This window comes from Paenibacillus dendritiformis, assembly GCF_015845845.1.
Classification (GTDB): Bacteria; Bacillota; Bacilli; order Paenibacillales; family Paenibacillaceae; genus Paenibacillus_B; species Paenibacillus_B dendritiformis_C.
On record NZ_LDIG01000082.1, the window covers coordinates 1 to 1,544 of the forward strand.

At 46.2% G+C, this 1,544-nt stretch carries 3 protein-coding genes; 2 read left to right on the forward strand and 1 reads right to left on the reverse strand.

Annotated features, from left to right (window positions below; all coding sequences use genetic code 11):
• Positions 1 to 745, reverse strand: a 745-nt coding sequence (locus tag ABD76_RS06120) for an IS256 family transposase (RefSeq protein ID WP_197255187.1), incomplete at its 3' end; no start/stop codon positions are given.
• Positions 746 to 947: 202 nt separating this feature from the next.
• Here ABD76_RS06120 and ABD76_RS06125 point away from each other — a divergent pair.
• Positions 948 to 1,184 carry a hypothetical protein gene (locus ABD76_RS06125; protein ID WP_197255193.1) on the forward strand — a complete coding sequence of 79 codons (237 nt, stop codon included), beginning with the start codon at positions 948 to 950 and terminating at the stop codon, positions 1,182 to 1,184.
• A 64-nt stretch (positions 1,185 to 1,248) separates the two neighbouring features.
• Positions 1,249 to 1,544, forward strand: a 296-nt coding sequence (locus ABD76_RS06130; RefSeq protein WP_197255195.1) for a transposase, incomplete at its 3' end; no start/stop codon positions are given.

Consider the following 1,544-nt stretch of genomic DNA (forward strand, 5'->3'; position numbering starts at 1 on the left):
CCCCCTGAAAATGCTGACGGATCGCACGCACAAGCCCGCCATGCTGGTCCGAGACGATGTAATCCACACCCCGTAACCCGCGCTGCTTCAGTTCCTGGAAGAAGGCCCCCCACGTCTCTTCCGATTCCGAATCGCCGAGCATGTGCCCAAGCACTTCTCGTGTTCCGTCGGTATTGACTCCTGTTGCGATCAGAAGTCCACGAGAGCGTACACGACCGTCTTCACGTACCTTCAAGTACATGGCGTCTACCAGCACAAATGGAAACTGACTGTCACCAAGTGGACGATGGCTCCAAGCTTGTACGATGGGATCGAGCTTCTTGCATAACTCGCTCACCGTAGACTTTGAGAATTCGGCGCCACACAGCTCCTCGGTAATCTGCGACACCTTGCGAGTAGAGACACCATTGACAACCATCTCCATTAAGGCTAATACAAAAGCTTGCTCACTTCGTTGGTATCGGGCAAATAAATCCGTAGAGAACTTGCCATCCCGGATACGTGGAATATGAAGCGTAAGTGTGCCTACACGTGTTGTGAGCTTATGCGGGTATGTCCCATTTCGATATCCCTTGCGCTCCTCTGCCCGCTCATAACGTTCTGCATCCAACTGTTCGGTCACCTGCGCTTGTAAGACTTGATTCAATACGGATTCCAGCAGCTTGGCTACTCCCGCATCCTTACTATCTCCAATAAATAATTGATGCAAAATATTCGAATCTACGTTAATCTGATATTGAGCCATTTTCAAATCCACCTCACTAGTTTGTTGTGTCAGCAACTACATTCTACTTGAGGGGTTTGAATATGGCTCTCTTCATTTATTGGAAGAAGCTATTTTACACAATTATACGGACTCAACTGTTCTATCAATCTGTCCAAATCTTAAGGAGGTAAATTTATCGGTCTTCAAGCTGATTTGTTTCGGTTATATTGAATGGTGTGTTTTGATTGATAAACAACATCCAATTGCTCTTAAATATCCCGATATATATGAACCTTTTATCAAATTGTTTGAACGAGGTGGGGGGCGAATTAGTATTCATCATCATGAGTTAGTAGGAGGATTCGGAGCATTTCCACGATCTATTGCTGCTGACAGAGGAAATATGGAAGAATTCGATATTAGCGACAATGCTCTTGATCAGGAAATCATTAAAAGTCTGGTGAAAAAGTCCGCTTAAACAGGTCTTTCCCACGGTTTTGTCGAATTTGTACTGTAACAAATAATCGAGAGAGTGATTGAACATGAAAGCCTATAAGTCATCGGCTGTCCAGCCTCAGATGTTTCAATTCGTGGATATGGATGAACTCGTGCCGAAAAAGCACATCCTGCGTCAAATCAACGAGGTGCTTGATTTATCCATCGTCCATGATTGGGTAGCGCCGCTATATACGGAACGCACCGGTCGCCCGGCGGCTGACCCGGAGCGAATGGTTCGACTGATGCTGCTTTCGTATTTGTTCAACCACTCCGAACGGGAATTGTATCAACTGCTGCCCATGCATGCGGGCTATTTGTGGTTTTGCGGACTGGATTTCGA